We start from the raw sequence: 20,119 nt of genomic DNA, 5'->3' as shown, positions 1-20,119 counted from the left end.
CCATGTGCCAATGAAAAGCCCGGCGTGAGCAGTCACGCCGGGTTTTTCATGTCGGAAACCGGAAGAAGCGGATCAGCTCTTCCGATGATTTTCTTCCTCGACGGCCGCTTCGTGATACCAGCCGTCAAAATCGGCGTATGTGGTACGCAACGAGGCGAGCTCTGCCGCGAATTTCGCCTTCGCGCCTAAATTTGAGGCAGATTTACGCGCTGCCAGGGGGAACATCAGAATTTTCGCCGACGGACGGGTGGGAACGATTTCCATGGGCCGTCTCCTTTCTTCTTCAGGAGCTTGTCGATTCAGCTTTCTCAGAAGATAGGTCCTGCGATTCCTTTAGGCAATATGCCTACGAAAAGATCATTATTTGCCTAATATTTGTGCGAGTTGCGCGTTTGATCGATCCGAACCCACTGATGAGGCGGCTCAGCAAATTCGACGCGATATCGCGGCCATTTTGCCGCACCCGCCAATACCGGAGTGGCACACGAATTGCATTTTAGTGATCGGCAGCGCCGGCTGCCGGCGGCAGACGCATGTCGATGCCGTTTGGTGTTCGGTGATCAAGCAACGAGAGGCTAGAATGACGAAATACAAGCTCGAGTACATTTGGCTCGATGGATACACCCCGGTCCCCAACCTTCGCGGCAAGACGCAGATCAAGGAATTCGCGGAATTCCCGACGCTCGAACAGCTGCCGCTGTGGGGGTTCGACGGTTCCTCGACCATGCAGGCCGAGGGCCGCAGCTCCGACTGCGTGTTGAAGCCGGTGGCGCTTTACCCGGATCCGGCTCGCACCAACGGCATTCTGGTCATGTGCGAAGTCATGATGCCCGATGGCATAACCCCGCATGAATCGAACAGCCGCGCGACCATCCTCGATGACGAGGATGCCTGGTTCGGCTTCGAGCAGGAGTATTTCTTCTACAAGGACGGCCGTCCGCTCGGCTTCCCCGAGAGCGGCTACCCGGCACCGCAGGGTCCGTACTACACCGGCGTCGGCTACAAGAACGTCGGCGACGTCGCACGCAAGATCGTCGAAGAGCATCTCGACCAGTGCCTTGCTGCCGGCATCAACCATGAAGGCATCAACGCCGAGGTGGCCAAAGGCCAGTGGGAATTCCAGATTTTCGGCAAGGGCTCCAAGAAGGCCGCCGACCAGATCTGGATGGCGCGCTATCTGCTTCTGCGTCTGACCGAGACTTACGGCATCGACATCGAGTTCCACTGCAAGCCGCTTGGCGATACTGATTGGAACGGCTCGGGCATGCACTGCAACTTCTCGACCAAGTTCATGCGCGAAGTCGGCGGCAAGGCCTATTTCGAGGCCCTGATGGCACAGTTCGACAAGAACCTCATGGACCACATCGCCGTCTACGGTCCGGACAACGACAAGCGCCTGACCGGCAAGCACGAAACCGCGCCGTGGAACAAGTTCAGCTACGGCGTCGCTGACCGCGGCGCTTCGATCCGCGTACCGCACTCCTTCGTCAAGAATGACTACAAGGGTTATCTGGAAGACCGCCGTCCGAATTCCCAGGGCGACCCCTACCAGATCGCCTCCCAGGTTCTGAAGACGATTTCGCAGGTTGCGACCGACGCGTCGGTTTCGGCCGCCGCCTGATTGTTTTCGCGGCGCGGGCCATGAGATGACCCGCGCCCGCAACTTCAGTGACAAAAAGCCCCGGCAGGAAAACGCCGGGGCTTTTTGTGTTTTTTGGGGCGAGGCAGCGCACGCATCCACCACGACGCCTTCGGGTAACCTCCTAATTCAGGGCGTCGACGGATATCCGCTTGATGCTTGTTCCGAACACAGCCCACACCGCACCGACGACCATGCCGATGAGACGCCCACCCTGCGCTATCCCTGTTCCGTGAGAACTTTGGTCCTTGCCAGCAGCCTTTTTTGACGGCGCCGGCCCGGTAGAATGAATTCCCCCAAAAAAAGTCAGGTTGAAAAGGACCGGCCAAAACGAGGCGCCCGTCCGCCCCGGCTAACGTTTGGTCACCGTGCTCTCCGGGCCGTAGGCGCGGAAATTGCCTGAAAAGCCCGGAAAACCGCCAGTTCGAGCGGTTTTGTAAACTCAAAGGCTCTTATATAAGTCTCTGTTAAAACACTAAGATCGACCGTTTGCACCACCGGCTGGCAACGTTGACAGATCGCGCCGCGGCATGCGTATCGTGCCTTGGGGTTACGCCAAAGCGATGCTGTTCGAACGGGGCGGGGTTTCTTGAACGACGGCATTGGCGGGGGCGCCGGACGAGCGGGCATTGCAGCCTGAGGCAGTGCGCCGCTCGCTCCTGGCGGCTTGTTGCGCCCTAGAGCCATCCGCCAACGCGCCTGCCATGGCTTTATAGTGCGACCATGAAGCCGCGTGTTTCGGCGGCGGTCACAAGCGGGCAAAGCCCCGCGATCCCGACATCCAAAAGCAATTCACTGATGTGACTGACCATGCGCATCCATCAGTGAGCGTTGGCGCAGCAAAAAAGCCCTTGAAGGGGGAAATCCTTCAAGGGCTTTGCAAGCTATCCGAACGGGCTCTTAGACCGAGTAGTACATGTCGTATTCGACCGGATGCGGGGTCATTTCGAAGCGCATCACCTCGGCCATTTTCAGTTCAATGTAGCTGTCGATCTGGTCGTCGTCGAAGACGCCGCCGGCTTTCAGGAAGCCGCGGTCCTTGTCGAGGCTCTGGAGCGCCTCACGCAGCGAACCGCAGACCGTCGGGATCTTCTTCAGTTCCTTCGGCGGCAGGTCGTAGAGATCCTTGTCCATCGGCTGTCCCGGATGGATCTTGTTCTTGATGCCGTCGAGACCGGCCATCAGCAGCGCGGAGAAGGCCAGGTAAGGGTTCGCGCCCGGATCGGGGAAGCGGACCTCGACGCGCTTGGCCTTCGGCGACGAGCCGAACGGGATGCGGCACGAGGCCGAGCGGTTGCGCGCCGAATAGGCGAGCAGCACCGGCGCTTCATAGCCGGGCACCAGGCGCTTGTACGAGTTGGTCAGCGGGTTGGTGAAGGCGTTGATCGCTTTGGCATGCTTGATGACACCGCCGATGAAGAACAGGCAGTTCTCCGACAGGCCGGCATATTCATTGCCGGCGAAGGTCGGCTTGCCACCCTTCCAGATCGACATGTGGACATGCATGCCCGAACCATTGTCGCCGAAGATCGGCTTCGGCATGAAGGTTGCCGTCTTGCCGTAGGCATTTGCGACCTGGTGCACGACGTACTTGTAGATCAGCATCTTGTCGGCGTTGCGCACCAATGCGTCGAACTTGATGCCGAGTTCGTGCTGGGCGGCCGCAACCTCATGGTGATGCTTTTCGACGCGCACGCCCATTTCGGCGAGCACGGTCAGCATTTCGGAGCGCATGTCCTGCGCGCTGTCGATCGGCGGCACTGGGAAATAGCCGCCCTTGACGCGCGGGCGGTGGCCAAGGTTGCCGGTTTCGTAGTCGGTGTCGTCATTCGACGGCAGTTCCGTGGAATCGAGCCTGAAGCCGGTGTTGTAGGGATCGGCCTTGTACTTGACGTCGTCGAAGACGAAGAATTCGGCTTCCGGGCCGACATAGATGGTGTCGCCGATGCCTTCGGCCTTCATGTAGGCTTCGGCCTTCTTGGCCGTGCCGCGCGGATCGCGGTTGTAGGATTCGCCCGAGACCGGGTCGAGGATGTCGCACAGGATGACCATGGTCGACTGCGCGAAGAACGGGTCCATGTGAACGGTGTCCGGATCGGGCATCAACACCATGTCGGACTCGTTGATGGCCTTCCAGCCGGCAATCGACGAGCCGTCGAACATGACGCCGTCGGCGAACATGTCTTCCTCGACTTCGACGACATCCATCGTCACGTGCTGCAGCTTGCCCTTCGGGTCGGTGAAGCGCAGGTCGACGAATTTCACGTCGTTGTCCTTGATCTGCTTCATGATGTCTTTGGCTGTCGTCATGTCATGTATCCCTGTGTGATGACGTGTTTTTTGATGGATGACGTTTCGAACGGTGGCCGGGTCCGATCAGACCGCGTCCATTCCGGTTTCGCCGGTGCGGATGCGCACGACTTCCTCGATGTTGGAGACGAAGATCTTGCCGTCGCCGATACGGCCTGTCTGCGCCGCCTTGCGGATGGCCTCGATGGCGCCTTCGACCGCATCGTCGCCGAGCACGACCTCGATCTTCACCTTGGGCAGGAAATCGACGACATATTCGGCGCCACGGTAGAGTTCGGTGTGGCCTTTCTGGCGTCCGAAGCCCTTGGCCTCGGTGACGGTGATGCCTTGCAGTCCGGCCTCCTGAAGCGCTTCCTTCACTTCGTCCAGCTTGAATGGCTTGATGATCGCTTCGATCTTTTTCATGTAAAAAGTGGCCTCCACTGCCAAAAAAACGGGTTGTGAGCCCCCGCTTGCGCCTCCATCAAGCACGAACTGTGCCAATTCAGCGGAACAGAAGCGGTCTCATACGATTTCAAAGCCGTACCGCGCCGGGATGCAAATTCGCGTCATTCACTGCATCGGATGCGGCACCGGCTTCTTGAGTCTCCACGGTGCCAAGGGGTGTCGCGGCACAATAATTGAGCATATCGCCTAAATAGAAGGCATTTACCGTCTGCAATGCCTCCCATCCGAACACTATGGTCGCAGTCGCGCCAACTCCTCTTGGTTTGCTTCGGATCGAAAACTGGACAATGCTTGATCGAATGCGGATGGGCAATCCATGAGCGATGAACTTCTTACTTCCGTCGAAATGGGCGAGGCGGACCGGCTGGCGATTGCCGCCGGTCCAGTCGCCGGCATCGGCTTGATGCGGCGCGCCGGTGAAGCGGTCGCGGCCGAGGTTTTCACCCGCTATCCCGAAGCGACCCATGTCCATGTGCTTTGCGGGCCGGGCAACAATGGCGGCGACGGTTATGTCGTCGCCCGCATCCTGGCCGACAGCGGCGTCGCCACGACGATCTGGGCGTCCGAAGCGCCGAGGCCAAAAAGCGATGCGGCGCTCGCCGCCGCGGAATGCCTGATTGCGCCTCGGCAGCTGTCCGGCTTCGAAGCCGAGCCCGGCTCGATCGTGGTCGACGCGCTTTATGGGGCAGGGCTGTCCAAGCCGCTGTCGGGTGATGCCGCCAGGGCGGTCGATATCGCCTCCAACCGACGTCTGCCGGTTATCGCGGTCGATCTGCCTTCGGGCGTTTCCGGCGACAGCGGCAGGGTTTTGAGCGTCGCATTCACCGCGGCCGTCACCGTGACCTTTGCGCGCAAGAAACCCGGCCATCTGCTGCTGCCGGGCCGCGAGCGATGCGGTGCGATCGTGCTTGCCGATATAGGCATCGGCGACGACGTCATTGCACGGCTCCGGTCCCGGGCGTTCGAGAACAGCCCGGCCCGCTGGCTGCGCGATTTCCCGGTGCCGGCTGTCGACGCGCACAAATACAAACGCGGCCATGTCGGTGTCTTTTCCGGCGGGCCGAGCGCCACCGGCGCGGCGCGGTTGTCGGCGCTTGCCGCGGCCCGAAGCGGGGCAGGGGCGGTGACCGTGCTGTCGCCGGGCAACGCCATGCAGGTCAATGCCGCCCATCTGACGTCGATCATGCTGCGCAAGACCGACGATGTCGCGGACATCGAGGAATTTGCCGGCGAACGCCGGCCTTCGGCCTTCGTGCTTGGACCCGGCTTTGGTGTCGGCGAAAAAACGCGGACTTTCGGGCTCGCGCTGCTCGCTGCCGGCCAGCCACGGAATTCTTCCGCACAGGTCGAGGGACTTGTGTTCGATGCCGACGCGATCACCTCGTTTCGTGAGGCGCAGGACGTCTTGTTCGAAGCGGCGCGTAGGCCGAATGCGCCGGCGTTGGTGATGACACCACACGAAGGGGAGTTTGCCAGGCTGTTTCCCGACATAGCCGGTGATGACGCCTCGTCCAAGTTGGACAAGGCGCGTGCGGCGGCCGCACGTGCCAATGCCATTATCGTCTACAAGGGCGCCGACACGGTGATCGCCGCGCCCGATGGCCGGGCGGCGATCAATTCCAACGGCGCGGCCTGGCTTGCCACCGCCGGGTCGGGCGACGTGCTGTCGGGCATATCAGCCGGCCTGATGGCGCAAGCCATGCCGGCGTTCGAAGCAGCCTGCGCGGCGGTGTGGATCCATGCCGAGGCCGGTAGCCGGTTTGGACCGGGGCTGATTGCAGAGGATCTGCCGCTGGCGCTGGTGCCGGTTTTGCGCGAACTGGTCGAGGCACGGCGCAAGGTGCCTAACGGATGAACCGTTTCGCGCTCACCGTTGCGGCTTTCATCGCGCTGCTCACCTCGCATGGCGCGCGCGCCGAGCAGCCGGTGACCATCGTCGATGATCCGGCGGTTCTCGCCACCCTCGATGCCAAGGGCTTTGGCTTCGCCGGCATTTTCGCCGTCGATGGCGCGGACGACCTGAAGGCGCTCTATGACGAAGCGCCCGCCTATCATGCGATCGTCGATACGGTGGCATCAGACATTGCCACATTGCGGGCCGAGATGAAGGCCGGCGGGCGCACGCTTTACGAGGTAACCGATGGCAATGTCGGTCGCATCATGGACATGCGCTGGCTGAAGACGGAGGCGGCACGCTTCCGTCTGGTCGCCGTCGTCAACCGGCTCGACCGGCGTGATTTCGCTGCCCTGGAAGGCGACAAGAGCTGTGGGGAGGTGCGTTTCATCTATCGCCTCGCCTACAGCTTCAAGAAGGGCGGCAAGGTCCTGGCCTCGCGGCTGCCGTTCAATTTCAACGCGGTCTACAGTGCTGCACCGGATGCCGATGGCGGCTGTGTTGGCGTTGCCGGACGCTGGACGCCGCAACTGGATGAGAGCATCGACGCTGGCTGGCTGAGCGGCGGGCCGCTGGAGCGGGCCGGGCTCACTTTCAAGCAGCTCGAACTCAATGCGCAAGTGGTGCGCTTTCCCTCGGGCCAGGAGACTGAATTCGGCGGCCAGGCCGCCTACCTCATGCGGATCTTCGGCATCGATGGGGCTACGATCAGCGAGAAGCCGCTGGAGAACACGCCTGATACCGCGCGGCTATCGCAGGATGCGGCGCTGAAGAAAGAGCTTGCCGATTATGTCAGCGCCAATGTCGCGGCGATCGATCTCGGCGTCTACGAAATCCCGAACGAATTCCTGGCCAAAAAAATCATCTCGTGGTCGACCTTCGGCAGCGCGCGGCAGGCCAACCATCCGTTTACGCAAATATTCCAATCCAAGGAATTCATATCGCTCGATTATTCCTCGATGAAGCTGGTGCGAACGCCGGAGGCGCTGGTCGAGCGGCTCGACAACGGCGCCTGCCAGGGCTGTCACCAGGCGGGTTCCACGGCCGGCTTCCACTTGATCGGCCTCGACGACAAGACGACGTCGCCGCTCAACCGCATCGAGGTCGGCATCTCGCCGCATCTCCATGCCGAGATTCCCCGGCGCCAGGCCTGGCTGCGCGCAACGCAGGAAGGCAAGGAGCCGAACCGTTATCGGCCGCTGTCCTTCGCGCCGCCAGCCGCCTGGGCTGATACCGGTGACGTCGACTACGCGCCGGCCGAGATGGCGATGCCATGCCTGATGCCGGACGATGCCAAGCGTTTCGGCGCGACTTGGGCATGCGGCGGCGGCACGGTCTGCACGCCGCTGGCGACCGCGTCTGGCGTGGGCACCACGCTGGCGCAGTGTCTGCCGCCCAGGGAGAGCGAAAAGATGTTCTCCGGCCATCCCTGCCTGACCGGGTCGATTGCCAGCAACCAATCGCAGCCTTTCAACGATCGCTACAAAATCACCGGTCAGTTCGCCGCCTTCGCGCCGGGGATTTCGCGCACAGCCTATACCTGCCGACCGCCGAAGATCGGCGTGCCGGCCGGCATCGCCTACCGCGCCTGCGACGACAAGGACCGCGGCTTTGCCGCTTTCAAGAAGGGCAAGCCGATGCCGAACGAAATCTGCGGGTTGGTCGGCGGCAAGAAATTCGACACTTGCGTGGCAACCAACAATTTCGACCAATGCCTCGGCGGCGCGGTCAATCGCGGCAACCGGCCGGCGTGTTCGGCCGATCATTTCTGCCGCGAGGACTATATGTGTCAGTCGCTGCCGTCGGACACGCCGGGCGCGGCCAAGGTCAAAGGCATCGGCTTCTGCTCGCCGACCTATTTCATCTTCCAGATGCGCATCGACAACCATGCGACGCCCTGGGCAAGCGCGACCGCCACTACCAGGGATGCAGGGTTCGGCGCGGCGGAAGAGGAGTGAGTGTTCGACAGCTACTCTGATAGACGCTTCAGAGCGGGATGTTGTCGTGCTTCTTCCAGGGGTTCTGCATGTCCTTGTTGCGCAGCATCCGCAGCGCCCGGGCGATACGGCGGCGGGTCGAGTGCGGCATGATCACCTCGTCGACATAACCGCGCTCTGCGGCGACGAAGGGCGACAGGAAGCGATCCTCGTAAGTCTTTGTATGGGCTGCGATCTTTTCAGCGTCGCCAATGTCCTTGCGGTAGATGATTTCCACCGCGCCCCTGGCGCCCATGACAGCGATCTGCGCCGTCGGCCAGGCATAATTCATGTCGCCGCGCAGATGTTTGGAGGCCATCACGTCATAGGCACCGCCATAGGCCTTTCGGGTGATGACGGTGATCTTCGGCACGGTCGCTTCGGCATAGGCGAAGAGCAGCTTGGCGCCGTGCTTGATCAGCCCACCATACTCCTGCGCGGTACCCGGCAGGAAGCCTGGAACGTCGACGAAGGTGACGATCGGGATCGAAAAACAATCGCAGAAGCGCACGAAGCGCGCCGCCTTGCGGCTGGCGTCGGAATCGAGCACGCCGGCCAGCACCATCGGCTGGTTGGCGACGAAGCCGACCGTGCGGCCTTCGACGCGCCCGAAGCCGGTGACGATGTTCTTGGCGAAATTCTGCTGGATCTCGAAGAAGTCGCCCTCGTCGGCGACCTTCAGGATCAGTTCCTTGATGTCGTAGGGCTTGTTGGCGTTGTCGGGGATCAGGCGATCAAGCGACAAATCATGGTCGGTCACCGACTGGTAGCATTCGATCTCGGGAATCTCTGATGTGTTCGAAGCGGGCAGGAGATCGACCAGCCGGCGCATCTGCAGCAGTGCCTCGACATCATTGTCATAGGCGCCGTCGGCTATGGAGGATTTCGTGGTGTGGACCGAGGCGCCCCCGAGGCTTTCGGCGGTCACCGTCTCGTTGGTGACGGTCTTCACCACATCCGGCCCGGTGACGAACATGTAGGAGGTGTCGCGTACCATGAAGATGAAGTCGGTCATCGCGGGCGAATAGACGTCACCGCCGGCGCACGGGCCCATGATCACGGAAATCTGCGGAATGACGCCGGAGGCCAGCACATTACGCTGAAAAATCTCGGCATAGCCGCCGAGCGCCGCCACACCCTCCTGGATGCGCGCGCCGCCGGCATCGTAGAGCCCGATGATCGGAGCGCGGTTGCGCAGCGCCATCTCCTGCACCTTGATGACCTTTTCGGCATGCGCTTCCGACAGCGAGCCGCCGAACACGGTGAAATCCTTGGCGAAGAGGTAGACCGGGCGGCCGTTGACCGTGCCCCAGCCGGTAACGACGCCGTCGCCGGCGATCTTGGTCTTCTCCATGCCGAAATCGGTCGAGCGATGCTCGACATACATATCGAACTCCTCGAACGAACCCTCGTCGAGAAACACCTCGATGCGTTCGCGTGCGGTCAGCTTGCCCTTCTTGTGCTGGGCGTCGATGCGGGCCTGGCCACCGCCCATGCGGGCGATCTCGCGCCGGCGCTCGAGTTCCTTCAGCACGTCCTTCATCACCTGGTCCCCAGAAACGGAAAGCTGCGTTTGTGGTAATGATGCCCGCCGGGGAGCGCAAGCGTCGGCTTTGGCCGGTTTTTGCTGCGCTGCAACATGACACCCCTTGCATTCCGGGGCGAACTCAGCCATATGCAGCCCATAGGCGCTTGGGCCGGGAGATTCCGGCCTTCTCGACAAATGAGACTGGTTGCGTCTGTTTTCCCTCTTTCCGGTATATCGGCCCTCTTTCCGGTACATCACAAAGCGGCGAAAAAGCCCCGTGGCATGATGCCTGCGGGCACGACAGCGCAGCCGAGTGGACGATACCGTCCGCCCGCCTTGTCGTTTCATATCCAATTTTTCGACGGCAGGTTGCGCCCTGCCGCCATCGACGTTTGCGGCCAAGAAGCCGCGTGAAAGAAGATTATTTTGACCAACGAAAACACATTGCCCGGCAACGTCACTGCGGAACTCACCGGTTTCGCTGCGCTGGGAATTACCGGTGCGCTGCTCAAGGCCACCCACAATGCCGGCTTCGCCGAACCGAAGCCGATCCAGGTGCAGGCCATCCCGCCGCAGCTGGAAGGCCGTGACATTTTCGGCATCGCGCAGACGGGCTCCGGCAAGACCGCGGCCTTTGCGCTGCCGATCCTGTCGAAGATCATCGCGCTCGGCACCAAGCGGCGCGCCAAGACGACGCGTGCGCTGATCCTGGCGCCGACCCGCGAACTCGCGGTGCAGATCGAGGACACCATCAAGATCCTCGCAAAAGGCCAGCATGTCTCGACCGCACTGGTGCTGGGCGGCGTCTCGCGCTTCAGCCAGGTGAAGAAGGTTGCTCCCGGCGTCGACATCCTCATTGCCACGCCGGGCCGGTTGACCGACCTGGTGCGCGAGGGCGACCTCATCCTCTCCGACACCAAATGGCTGGTGCTGGACGAGGGCGACCGCATGCTCGACATGGGCTTCATCAACGACGTCAAGCGCATCGCCAAGGCGACCGCGCCTGACCGCCAGACGGCGCTGTTCTCGGCCACCATGCCGGACGAGATCGCCGAACTGGCCAAGGGCCTGTTGAAGAACCCGGTTCGCATCGAAGTCTCGCCGCAAAGCACGGCGGCGGCCGAGATCGTGCAGGGCGTGGTTTTCGCCCGCACCAAGCAGAAGCGCCAGGTGCTGTCGACCATGCTCGCCGACGAGGCGATGAAGTCCGTCATCATCTTTTCGCGCACCAAGCATGGCGCCGACCGGGTGACCAAGGACCTCGAGCGCGACGGCTTCAAGGCCGCCGTCATCCATGGCAACAAGTCGCAGAATGCCCGTCAGAAGGCGCTGAACGATTTTCGTGATGGATCGGTGCGCATTCTGGTCGCGACAGACATCGCCGCGCGCGGCATCGACGTGCCCGGCATCAGCCATGTCGTGAATTTCGACCTGCCGGACGAGGCTGAAAGCTACGTCCACCGCATCGGCCGCACCGGCCGCAACGGCATGGACGGCATCGCGATCACGCTTTGCGATCCTTCGGAAAACAGCAAGCTGCGTCAGGTCGAGCGCATCATCCGCACCAAGCTGCCGATCGTCGCCGACCATCTCGGCAGCCCCGATCCGCAGCGCAATCCGGCGGAAAAGAACGAGCGCTTCGAGCCCGCCAATGACCGCAACGACCGCAATGGCCGTCGCGACGGCAGGCGTCCGGGCGGCGAGAACAAGGGCAGCGGCTTCGGCAAGAAGCGTTTCGGCGACAAGCCGGCTTTCGCCGGTGAGCGCAAGCCCGAAGGCGCCAAGCCCTTCAAGGGCAACAACAAGCGCCGCTTCGGTGGCAAGCGTCCGGCGGCGCGCGCTGCCTGACTAAGCCTCGCGGCGGTCGGCCAAGCCTTGGCGCTTGGCTGGTTGCCTGACTGATATAGAAGAGGGCGGTTGAAGCGATGCTTCAGCCACCCTTTTTCGTCTCTACACCTTACTTCGCGACCGCCTCGGCCCAGACGGCAATCCGTTGCGCCAGAAAAGCCGTGGTCGATGGCGACAGCGCATCGCCGGCAATGACATGATTGTCGGGGTCACCAGTGCTTTCGACGGGGACGAGCTCATGCGCGCCACCCCAGCGCGCGGCGATTTCGCGGGTGCGGTCAGGCCGCACCACTTTGTCCGAATCCGAGAAGATGAACAAAGCAGGGATATCAGCCTTCTCCACCGGCGCTCCATAGGCGAGTTCGGTCAGCGCCTGCATCGGCAATGTCGCGGCAACCGGATATTTGGTGGTCCAGAATTTCTCGTGCAGCGCGTTGCGCGGCACGAAACTGCGTTCCTTGCCGATGACGAGTTCGGCGATCTGCTTGCCCCACGGCATGGTCAGGGTCTCGGCGCCTGACGCCTTCACACCGAAATTGGGCGAGATGAATGCAATGGCGGCCACACCATCCGACGCGCTAGGCTGTGTTGCCGCCCACGCCGCCAGCGAGCCGCCGGTCGAGGTCGAGATGACGATCACCTTGTCGCCGATCGCCCGGCCGATGGCGAGCGCCTCCTCATAGTCGTTGATCCAGGCATTGACGCTGCCCTGCGCCATTGCCGCGCCATCCTGCCCGTGACCGGTGAGGCGGGTGTAGAAGAGGTTGGCGTCGAGCTGTTCCGCCACCTCGTCGGGCAGGGGGCGGACTTCACCTTTGGAAGCGGAAAAACCGTGGATATAGACGATCGATAGCGGCGTCTTGGCATGCACCATCGGGTTGGCCCAGACGATCTCCTTCTCCAGCCCGTCGCGGATACCGGGCACGGCGGCTTCCACCTTGGCCACATAGGCCTGCGGATCGTCACCGATGACGGAAGGATCGAAGCGGATCGTGGTGTCGACGGGAACGCGTGGGCCAAGAACAAAAGCCAGAGCAAGGACGGCGATCAGGCCCAGCACAGCAAGCACGATCCGTCGCCCCATCGCAGACTCCACGCAACAACAACAAACCTATGGTGATGGCCGCAAACAGGCAACGGCCGTTCCCGCAGCCACGCCACCAATCCTGTGGGCATCCTATTTGCTGGGCGGTTTGCGCTCGTAATGCAGCGGTCGTGCTTTCCAGCTGGTCGTCAGACTGATCACCGATCGGGTGATCGGTCTGGGCAGCAGGCTGAGAAATTTCAGCGGCCAGCTCGTTCGATACGGAAAGGTGACTTCGAAGCCACCGGATTTGATTGCCTTCACCATGCGGCGCGTGGCTCGGCTGACCGGCATCAGGCCCGGCATCGGCAGCATGTTCTTTTCAGTCAGCGGCGTGTCGACAAAACCGGGGTTTATCACCTGGACGCGGATGTTCATCTTGTCGAAATCGTACTTCAGCGACTCTGCCAGGATGTTGATCGCCGCTTTAGTGCCGCCATAGGCAGCGGTGGTTGGCCAGCCGAAATAGGCGGTGACCGATCCCACCAGCACGACATGGCCGCGTGATCGCACGCGCATATGCTCCACGACCGGCACCAGCCCGTTGATGATGCCGAAATAATTGACCTCGAAGGACTTGCGAAAGTCCTTGACGACGAGGGCCTCTCCGGGCGTGGAGATGTAGTTTCCGGCATTGAAGACGGCGAGCACGATCGGGCCGAGCTCGTTCTCGATCGCGGCGACCGTTCTTGCCATGCGCGGTTCGTCGGTCACGTCGCAGGGAAAAGCGGTGACGCTGCCCGGCATCTGCGCGGTCTCGACAATGAGCGTATCGATCGGATCGTCGTCCAGTGCGGTTACCGCCACCGCGTAGCCCTGGGACGCCAGATCCCTGGCCAGCGAGCGGCCAATGCCGCTGCTGCCGCCCGTGACCCAGGCGACGCCGTGTTTCGGATCGGCCCGATAGAGTGTCATGCTGCGCCCTGCCGAGTTTGTTGGTGCTTTGCTCTAGCGGTCAGGAAATCGAATGAAAAGAGTGCTTCTCGACATCGGGTGCAAATGAACTGTGCGATACCGAGCCCGGCCTCGGGAACGCCAATGCAACGCAATGCTGGAAATGCGACTGGACCAGGCGAATTCTTGCCTTGAAACCGCAGCGTCGGGTTTCTAGGGTTTCGGCGCACGCACACAAGGAATCCTGAATGCCCCGTTCTGTGATCGACGCGATCGGCAACACGCCTCTGATCCGCCTCAACAAGGCTTCTGAAGAAACCGGCTGCGAGATCCTGGGCAAGGCCGAGTTCATGAATCCGGGCCAATCGGTCAAGGATCGCGCCGGCCTGTTCATCATTCGTGACGCCGAACAGCGCGGCTTGTTGAAGCCGGGCGGTGTCATCGTCGAGGGGACGGCCGGCAATACCGGCATCGGCCTGACGCTGGTCGCCAAGGCGCTGGGGTATCGCACCGTCATCGTCATCCCGGACACGCAGAGCCAGGAAAAGAAGGATACGATCCGGTTGCTCGGCGCCGAGCTGATCGAGGTGCCGGCCGTGCCCTACAGGAACCCCAACAATTATGTGAAACTGTCAGGGCGGCTGGCCGAGCAGATGGCCAGAAGCGAGCCGAACGGCGCCATATGGGCCAACCAGTTCGACAACGTCGCCAACCGCGACGGCCATATCCGGACCACGGCGGAGGAAATCTGGAGCCAGACCGGCGGCAAGGTCGATGGTTTCGTCTCGGCGGTGGGATCCGGTGGAACGCTTGCCGGCGTTGCCTTCGGGCTGAAGGCCAAGAGCAAGGATGTGAAGATCGCGCTCGCTGATCCACTGGGTGCCGCGCTTTACAGTTTCTACACCAGCGGCGAATTGAAGTCGGAGGGCAGCTCGATCACCGAGGGCATCGGGCAGGGGCGCATCACCGCCAATCTCGAAGGGTTCACGCCGGACTTCTCTTTCCAGATCAAGGACGAGGACGCATTGCCGATCGTCTTCGATCTCATTCAGGAAGAAGGTCTTTGCGTCGGCGGCTCGACAGGCATCAACATTGCCGGCGCGATCAGGCTGGCCCGGGAATTGGGCCCCGGCCATACCATCGTGACCATTCTTTGCGACTACGGCACACGCTATCAGTCGAAGCTGTTCAACCCGGAATTCCTGCGCGAGAAGAACCTTCCCGTGCCAGGCTGGATGGAACTGCAGAGCAAGATTTCGGTGCCGTTCGAAAAGGTCTCGTGATGGCGCACAAAACGGAAGCGCTGTTTCGCGACGATGCCTACCTGCGCACGGCGGATGCGACGGTTGTTGCCGTCAATGATCGTGGTGGCATCATTCTCGATCGGACGATCTTCTACGCCACCTCGGGTGGACAGCCGGGAGACACCGGTTATCTCGAACGCGCCGACGGCAGCCGCATCGCCATTGCCGCCACCATCACGGGTGAGACCAAGGACGAGATCATCCATGTGCCGGCGCCCGAGCAAGCGGCCCTGGCGGCTGGCGAGAAGGTCAAACTCGCCATCGACTGGGAACGCCGGCACCTGTTGATGCGCATGCACGCGGCCTGTCACCTGCTCACAGTTGTTTGCCCGTTCCCGATCACGGGTGCCGCGGTTTCCGAGGACGACAGCCGTGTCGATTTCGACATTCCGGACGCCAGTTTCAGCAAGGAAGAGGTGACCGCGAGCCTGATGGATCTGGTGCGGGCCGATCATCCGATTTTCACCAGGCTGATCAGCGACGAGGAACTCGCCGCGAACCCCGGCCTGGTGAAGTCCAAGAACGTCCGGCCGCCGGTCGGTACCGGCAGGATCCGCCTGGTCTGCATCGGTGAGAATGGCACGGTCGACAGCCAGCCCTGCGGCGGCACGCATGTGAAAAGCACCGGCGAAATCGGCGAAATCCACATAGGCAAGATCGAGAAGAAAGGCCGTGAGAACAGGCGCTTCCGCATCCGCTTCGGCCCGATGCCGGCCGCCTGACACACAACCCTTTACCTTACCCGGGATAGAGAGAACCAAAATGGCCGAAGACAGTCCTTTTATCGTCGACGCGGACTGGCTGCAGGGGCGCCTGGGCGAGCCCGGCCTGACAATCGTGGACGCATCTTGGTATTTGCCGGCGCAGAAGCGCGACGCGCGTGCCGAGTATCAATCAGCCCACATCCCCGGCGCCCGCTTCCTGGACCAGGATGCGGTTTCGGATCCTGATGCCACCTTGCCGCATACGCTGCCGTCGCCTCGGCATTTCGCGCAATATGTCGGAGCGATGGGCGTCTCGGCCGACGACACCATCGTCATTTATGACGGTCCGGGGTTCTTCTCGGCACCCCGGGCATGGTGGATGTTCCGCGTCATGGGTGTTTTCCAGGTCTACGTTCTCGACGGCGGCTTCGACGGTTGGAAAGCGGCCGGGCGGCCGGTCACGGCCGAGCCGACTAGGATCGCGCCGAGTGTGTTCCACGCCGATTTCGACGCAGGTCGCGTCGCCAGCCTCGCCGACATGCGCCGGATCGTCGAGACCGGCGCCAGCCAGATTGCCGATGCCCGTGGACCAGGCCGCTTCACCGGTGCCGAGCCCGAACCCCGTGCCGGCATCCGTTCAGGCCATATGCCGGGCGCGCGCAATGTGCCGTATTCCGCACTGTCGGAGAGTGGTTCGCTGCTGTCGAAGGACCGTTTGCGCAAGGTGATCGAGGACGCCGGCATTGACCTGTCGAAGCCCATCGTCACATCTTGCGGCTCCGGCGTCACCGCGGCGGTGATTACGCTTGCCCTGGAGACGCTTGGCCACACCGACAACAGGCTCTATGACGGTTCATGGACCGAGTGGGGCGGGCTCTCCGACACGCCTGTCGCAACTGGCCCCGCGACGACCGGCCCAGCGAAAACTGGCAAGGAATGAACGCGATGGAAAACGGCGTGCTGCAGGACATTGAAGTCACGGTGACTTTTCTGGAAATGCATGCCCCTCCTGCCGTCTCGCCGCCAGTGCCCTACAACCGCCAGGTCGCGCTCTTGAAGACCAGGGACATTCCCTTGCATTTTTATCGCTACCTGATGGACCGGGTGGGGCGCAAATGGCACTGGGTGAATGTTCTCAGGCTGAATGACGATGAACTTTCGGCCGGCATCCACCGTGAGGATCGCGACATCAGGGTGCTTTATCTCGACGGCGCGCCGGCAGGTTTCTTCGACATCAAGCCGCATCTGCCGGAGGAAGTCGAACTTGCCTATTTCGGCATGATGGAACATGCCACCGGGCAGGGCCTCGGCCGCTGGTTCCTGGGTTCGGCGATTGCGGCCGCGTGGTCATATGGGCCGAAACGGGTGACGGTACAAACCTGTACGCTTGACCATCCGGCGGCACTCCCACTTTACCAGAAGCTCGGTTTCAGGCCGGTCGCGCAGAAGAAGGAGGTCGTGCACCCGCTGCCTTTCGCCGAGCGTTCGGCCAGCGTCATGCGGCCGTGACACCAGCGGGAATCTGAACCTTTCGTTCATCGGCGCTTCAGCCTGCCTTTGGCATGTTGCCCGCATCATCAATGCGGCAGAGGCCGAAGGAGAAAAGATATGCTGACACGCCGTACACTGGCCGCTGCGCTGATCGCTGCGATTGCCATGCCGAGCCTTGCCGCCGCGCAAGCGACGACGCCTTCCGCCGCGACGATCGAGCGCAAGCTCGAGGCGGCGCCCCGGGTGAAGCTGCGGCCGAACGAGCGCGTCACCATTCGCGAATTCAAGCGCCGGCCGGATCTGCGCCGCATGGCGCGCTCGATCGACATCCAGTCGATCAATTTCGCCTTCGGCTCGGCGGCCATTTCCAGTTCGCAATACGACAAGATCGAGACCATCGCCAATGCGCTTCGGCGCATCCTGCGCCGCGATCCCGGTGCGCGCGTGCTGATCGAGGGGCATACCGATGCGGTCGGATCCTTTCAGTCGAACCAGATCCTGTCCGAGCAGCGCGCCGCCTCGCTGAAGCGCACGCTGGTGCGTGAATTCGGCGTACCGGGCTATGCCCTGGAAACCGTCGGCTACGGCGAGGAGTTCCTGCTCGTGCCAACGCAGAACGAAAACTGGCAGAATCGCAGGGTGACTCTGCGGCGCTTCGACGATTTCATCCGCTGATTCGGGGTTTCGCTGCTTTATCTGGCCGGCTTATTTCATAGATCTGGTGCGATCACGCTGCTTGGTATGAGGGGATCGATCGCCGACATCGGATCGGTCCCCTCGATCCTCGGCAAGAATCGGGTGGGACGCATCGGCCAGAGCCGGTAGTTTCCGGTCGACGAGCCGGAGATCTCCATGATGACCATTCAGTTCAAGGCGCTACCCACCGAACATGTCAGAGCCCTGCAGCGCGGTGGACCCGATTCTTACGGCCACACGCCAGAGCGGAACATCTCCGACGGCGATGGCATGCCTTGCCGGCACTGTCTCAAGAATATCGCAGCCGGCGACGCCTATCTTGTCCTGGCTTTCCGTCCATTCCCGGATCTTCAACCCTATGCCGAGACCGGCCCGATCTTCCTGCATGCCGAAGAATGCGAGAGCGCGGCCGAGACAGATGCGCTACCTGAAATCCTCGAAAGTCCGCACTATATCGTGCGCGGCTATGGCAGGGACGACCGTATCGTCTACGGCAGCGGCGGCGTCATCCCAACCAACGCGATAGCCGCCCGGGCCAAAGCCTTGTTCGAGCGCGATGATATCGCCTATGTCCACGTTCGTTCGGCGCGCAACAATTGCTATCAGTGTCGCATCGAACGGGCCTGAGCCGCGGGAATTGTCGCCAGGAATTCTGTCGTACTCCCGTCGCATAGATACGATAAAAAGCGATTGTCGATCGATTGGCCGACCGCGGATGAACCGGCGGCAATCTCGATATCGAGGAAGCGGGGCTTTGGCTCCGCTTTTTTGTTGCCGTTCAGCACGAAAGTCTTCAACGCAAAGAAAAAAGCCCGCCGGCTGGGCCGACGGGCTGCAACTATTGCCTGGAGGGCCTTTTAGTTGAACTTGTACTTCAAGCCCAGACGCACGGTCTGGAACGAAGGGGTATCTTCCAAGATGCCGTCGGAGCCGAAATCTTCCTTCGCATACTGCGAATAGCGGTATTCGAGGCCAACGGTCATATTGTTGGAAACGGCCGTTTCAAGACCACCGCCAACCGAGAAGCCACTGGAACCCCAGTCGTAGATATCGCCGCTGGGGCCGCCAGGTGCGGATGCATGCAGATTGAAGTGCTGCCAGCTATAGCCGCCGATCACATAGGCAAGCGTCGACTCGTTGACCTTGGCGCCGACTCGGGCGAGCGCATCGAATCCATAGTCGGCGTCACCCTTGATCGATCCGCCGAAAATATCGAGCTTGGTCCGGATGCCTGAGTAGCGACCGTCAAGCTGGACACCGGCGACCCAGGTGCCGAAATCATGGTCGTAGCCAACGCTGCCTTCACCGAAGACACCTTCGCCCCCAATGCCGTTCAGCTCAAGTGCGCCGCCGAGCGTCAGATCATGCACCATTGTGCCGGCGCCAAGTGCGCCACCAACATAGAAGCCGGTCCAGTTGTAGGCCGGAGCTGCGAAAGAAGCGCCGCTGCCATTCTGAGCGCCAAAGCGATAGTTGGCAGCGATATGGAACGTGTGCGTTGACGGCTCGACGTTCAGCGAGTCGCCGCCGACATCAAGAACCGACTTGTCGCCGTAGTCGGCATAACGATATTCGGTCTTGAGCGTCCAGTTGCCGCGCAGCACGGTTTCCATACCGACGCCAAGAACATAGCCGCCGCGGTTCTCGGTGAATTCGAGCCCATCGGCGTCTCCAGACCCGTCCAGCTTGAAATGCTGCCAGCTATAGCCGCCGAGCACATAGCCGAGCGTGCTCGGATTGAGGAGATAGCCGGCGCGCAGGCCGACGTCGAAGCCGTAGGAATTCGTGAGGTCGATATCGGCACCCGGAACGCTCAGCGAAGGGCCGATATTGCCGTAGTTGGCATCGATGAAACCGCCGAGCAGGAAACGCTCGTTGACCATGTAATCATAGCCGGCGGTCAGTTCGCCGAACACGCCGTTCCCACCGATGCCGTTGAAGCTTGTATCCGGAGCGCTGACCTTGTGCACGGTCGCGCCAAAGCCGCCGCCGATGCCGATATAAGCACCGCTCCAGTTGAAACCGCTTGCCTCGACCGGCTGTACGACGTCTGCCGCATGGGCCGCGGACATCAAAGCCACGACAGAAACAGCACCGAGGAGAAAAGATTTCGCGGAAACGCGAGTAAGCATAGCCCGTACCCCTAATAATAAACCCGAGCTGTTCCTAACAGGGAGTCGGTCAATTTGGGTATGACAAAAATGCAACAGTTTCAGGCAACCTGCCTCTGCAGCTGACACCGATCTGCCGGGTAACCAGGCTGTCGGCCAAGATAGGCAGCAAAAAGCCCGCCGGAGAGAACCG

17 protein-coding genes are annotated in these 20,119 nt (G+C 61.7%); 10 read left to right on the top strand and 7 right to left on the bottom strand.

Annotated elements, in window-relative coordinates; genetic code table 11:
• Positions 1-72: 72 nt before the first annotated feature.
• Complete coding sequence (locus AC07UC_RS22475) at positions 73-264, bottom strand: DUF2735 domain-containing protein (RefSeq protein ID WP_494907459.1); 192 nt, start codon at positions 262-264, stop codon at positions 73-75.
• Positions 265-580: 316 nt separating this feature from the next.
• On the opposite strand from AC07UC_RS22475, the gene AC07UC_RS22470 reads away from it, so the two are divergent.
• Positions 581-1,621 (top strand): glutamine synthetase beta-grasp domain-containing protein, encoded by a 1,041-nt coding sequence (locus tag AC07UC_RS22470; protein ID WP_494907458.1) that lies wholly within the window; start codon positions 581-583, stop codon positions 1,619-1,621.
• Between the two features lie 918 nt (positions 1,622-2,539).
• Here AC07UC_RS22470 and glnA read toward each other — a convergent pair.
• Together glnA and AC07UC_RS22460 are read right to left on the bottom strand one after the other, a co-directional pair.
• Entirely contained in the window at positions 2,540-3,949 is a 1,410-nt protein-coding gene (gene glnA, locus AC07UC_RS22465; protein WP_140773899.1) for a type I glutamate--ammonia ligase, read from the bottom strand.
• 66 nt (positions 3,950-4,015) lie between these two features.
• Positions 4,016-4,354: a P-II family nitrogen regulator gene (locus tag AC07UC_RS22460; RefSeq protein ID WP_006205430.1), complete on the bottom strand. Its 339-nt coding sequence runs from the start codon at positions 4,352-4,354 to the stop codon at positions 4,016-4,018.
• 358 nt (positions 4,355-4,712) lie between these two features.
• Between AC07UC_RS22460 and AC07UC_RS22455 the strand changes: the two genes are divergently transcribed.
• Together AC07UC_RS22455 and AC07UC_RS22450 are read left to right on the top strand one after the other, a co-directional pair.
• Entirely contained in the window at positions 4,713-6,251 is a 1,539-nt protein-coding gene (locus AC07UC_RS22455; RefSeq protein ID WP_494907457.1) for an NAD(P)H-hydrate dehydratase, read from the top strand.
• Positions 6,248-8,248 carry a hypothetical protein gene (locus AC07UC_RS22450; RefSeq protein WP_494907456.1) on the top strand — a complete coding sequence of 667 codons (2,001 nt, stop codon included), beginning with the start codon at positions 6,248-6,250 and terminating at the stop codon, positions 8,246-8,248. The genes AC07UC_RS22455 and AC07UC_RS22450 overlap by 4 nt, the downstream gene beginning before the upstream one ends.
• Positions 8,249-8,276: 28 nt before the next feature.
• On the opposite strand, the gene AC07UC_RS22445 is transcribed toward AC07UC_RS22450, so the two are convergent.
• A complete protein-coding gene (locus tag AC07UC_RS22445) occupies positions 8,277-9,809 on the bottom strand; it encodes an acyl-CoA carboxylase subunit beta (protein ID WP_056568004.1) in 1,533 nt (510 codons plus the stop codon).
• A 411-nt stretch (positions 9,810-10,220) separates the two neighbouring features.
• Between AC07UC_RS22445 and AC07UC_RS22440 the strand changes: the two genes are divergently transcribed.
• Positions 10,221-11,642: a DEAD/DEAH box helicase gene (locus AC07UC_RS22440; protein WP_140773896.1), complete on the top strand. Its 1,422-nt coding sequence runs from the start codon at positions 10,221-10,223 to the stop codon at positions 11,640-11,642.
• A gap of 109 nt (positions 11,643-11,751) precedes the next feature.
• On the opposite strand, the gene AC07UC_RS22435 is transcribed toward AC07UC_RS22440, so the two are convergent.
• Both AC07UC_RS22435 and AC07UC_RS22430 read right to left on the bottom strand, forming a co-directional pair.
• Positions 11,752-12,726: an alpha/beta hydrolase gene (locus tag AC07UC_RS22435; RefSeq protein WP_494907455.1), complete on the bottom strand. Its 975-nt coding sequence runs from the start codon at positions 12,724-12,726 to the stop codon at positions 11,752-11,754.
• Between the two features lie 93 nt (positions 12,727-12,819).
• Entirely contained in the window at positions 12,820-13,641 is an 822-nt protein-coding gene (locus AC07UC_RS22430; protein WP_494907454.1) for an SDR family oxidoreductase, read from the bottom strand.
• A gap of 227 nt (positions 13,642-13,868) precedes the next feature.
• Here AC07UC_RS22430 and AC07UC_RS22425 point away from each other — a divergent pair, with 227 nt between their 5' ends.
• From AC07UC_RS22425 to AC07UC_RS22400, 6 genes are all read left to right on the top strand, one after another.
• Positions 13,869-14,903 carry a cysteine synthase A gene (locus AC07UC_RS22425; protein ID WP_202322776.1) on the top strand — a complete coding sequence of 345 codons (1,035 nt, stop codon included), beginning with the start codon at positions 13,869-13,871 and terminating at the stop codon, positions 14,901-14,903.
• Positions 14,903-15,646 carry an alanyl-tRNA editing protein gene (locus AC07UC_RS22420; protein ID WP_494907453.1) on the top strand — a complete coding sequence of 248 codons (744 nt, stop codon included), beginning with the start codon at positions 14,903-14,905 and terminating at the stop codon, positions 15,644-15,646. Before AC07UC_RS22425 ends, AC07UC_RS22420 begins: the two co-directional genes overlap by 1 nt.
• Before the next feature lie 40 nt (positions 15,647-15,686).
• Positions 15,687-16,568, top strand: a complete 882-nt coding sequence (sseA, locus tag AC07UC_RS22415; RefSeq protein ID WP_494907452.1) for a 3-mercaptopyruvate sulfurtransferase — start codon at positions 15,687-15,689, stop codon at positions 16,566-16,568.
• A gap of 5 nt (positions 16,569-16,573) precedes the next feature.
• Complete coding sequence (locus tag AC07UC_RS22410; RefSeq protein WP_140773977.1) at positions 16,574-17,137, top strand: GNAT family N-acetyltransferase; 564 nt, start codon at positions 16,574-16,576, stop codon at positions 17,135-17,137.
• 99 nt (positions 17,138-17,236) lie between these two features.
• Positions 17,237-17,794: an OmpA family protein gene (locus tag AC07UC_RS22405; protein ID WP_140773890.1), complete on the top strand. Its 558-nt coding sequence runs from the start codon at positions 17,237-17,239 to the stop codon at positions 17,792-17,794.
• 180 nt (positions 17,795-17,974) lie between these two features.
• Complete coding sequence (locus AC07UC_RS22400; RefSeq protein WP_494908973.1) at positions 17,975-18,442, top strand: DUF1203 domain-containing protein; 468 nt, start codon at positions 17,975-17,977, stop codon at positions 18,440-18,442.
• A gap of 230 nt (positions 18,443-18,672) precedes the next feature.
• Here the strand turns inward: AC07UC_RS22400 and AC07UC_RS22395 are convergent, their stop codons facing one another.
• Positions 18,673-19,947, bottom strand: coding sequence for an outer membrane protein (locus tag AC07UC_RS22395; protein WP_202327437.1), 1,275 nt, complete (start codon positions 19,945-19,947; stop codon positions 18,673-18,675).
• Positions 19,948-20,119: the final 172 nt, after the last annotated feature.

It is taken from the genome of Mesorhizobium sp. GW821-FHT04C10 (assembly GCF_059420305.1).
Note: the sequence above shows the minus strand (reverse complement) of the source record. Positions and strands in the feature narration are given on the sequence as shown.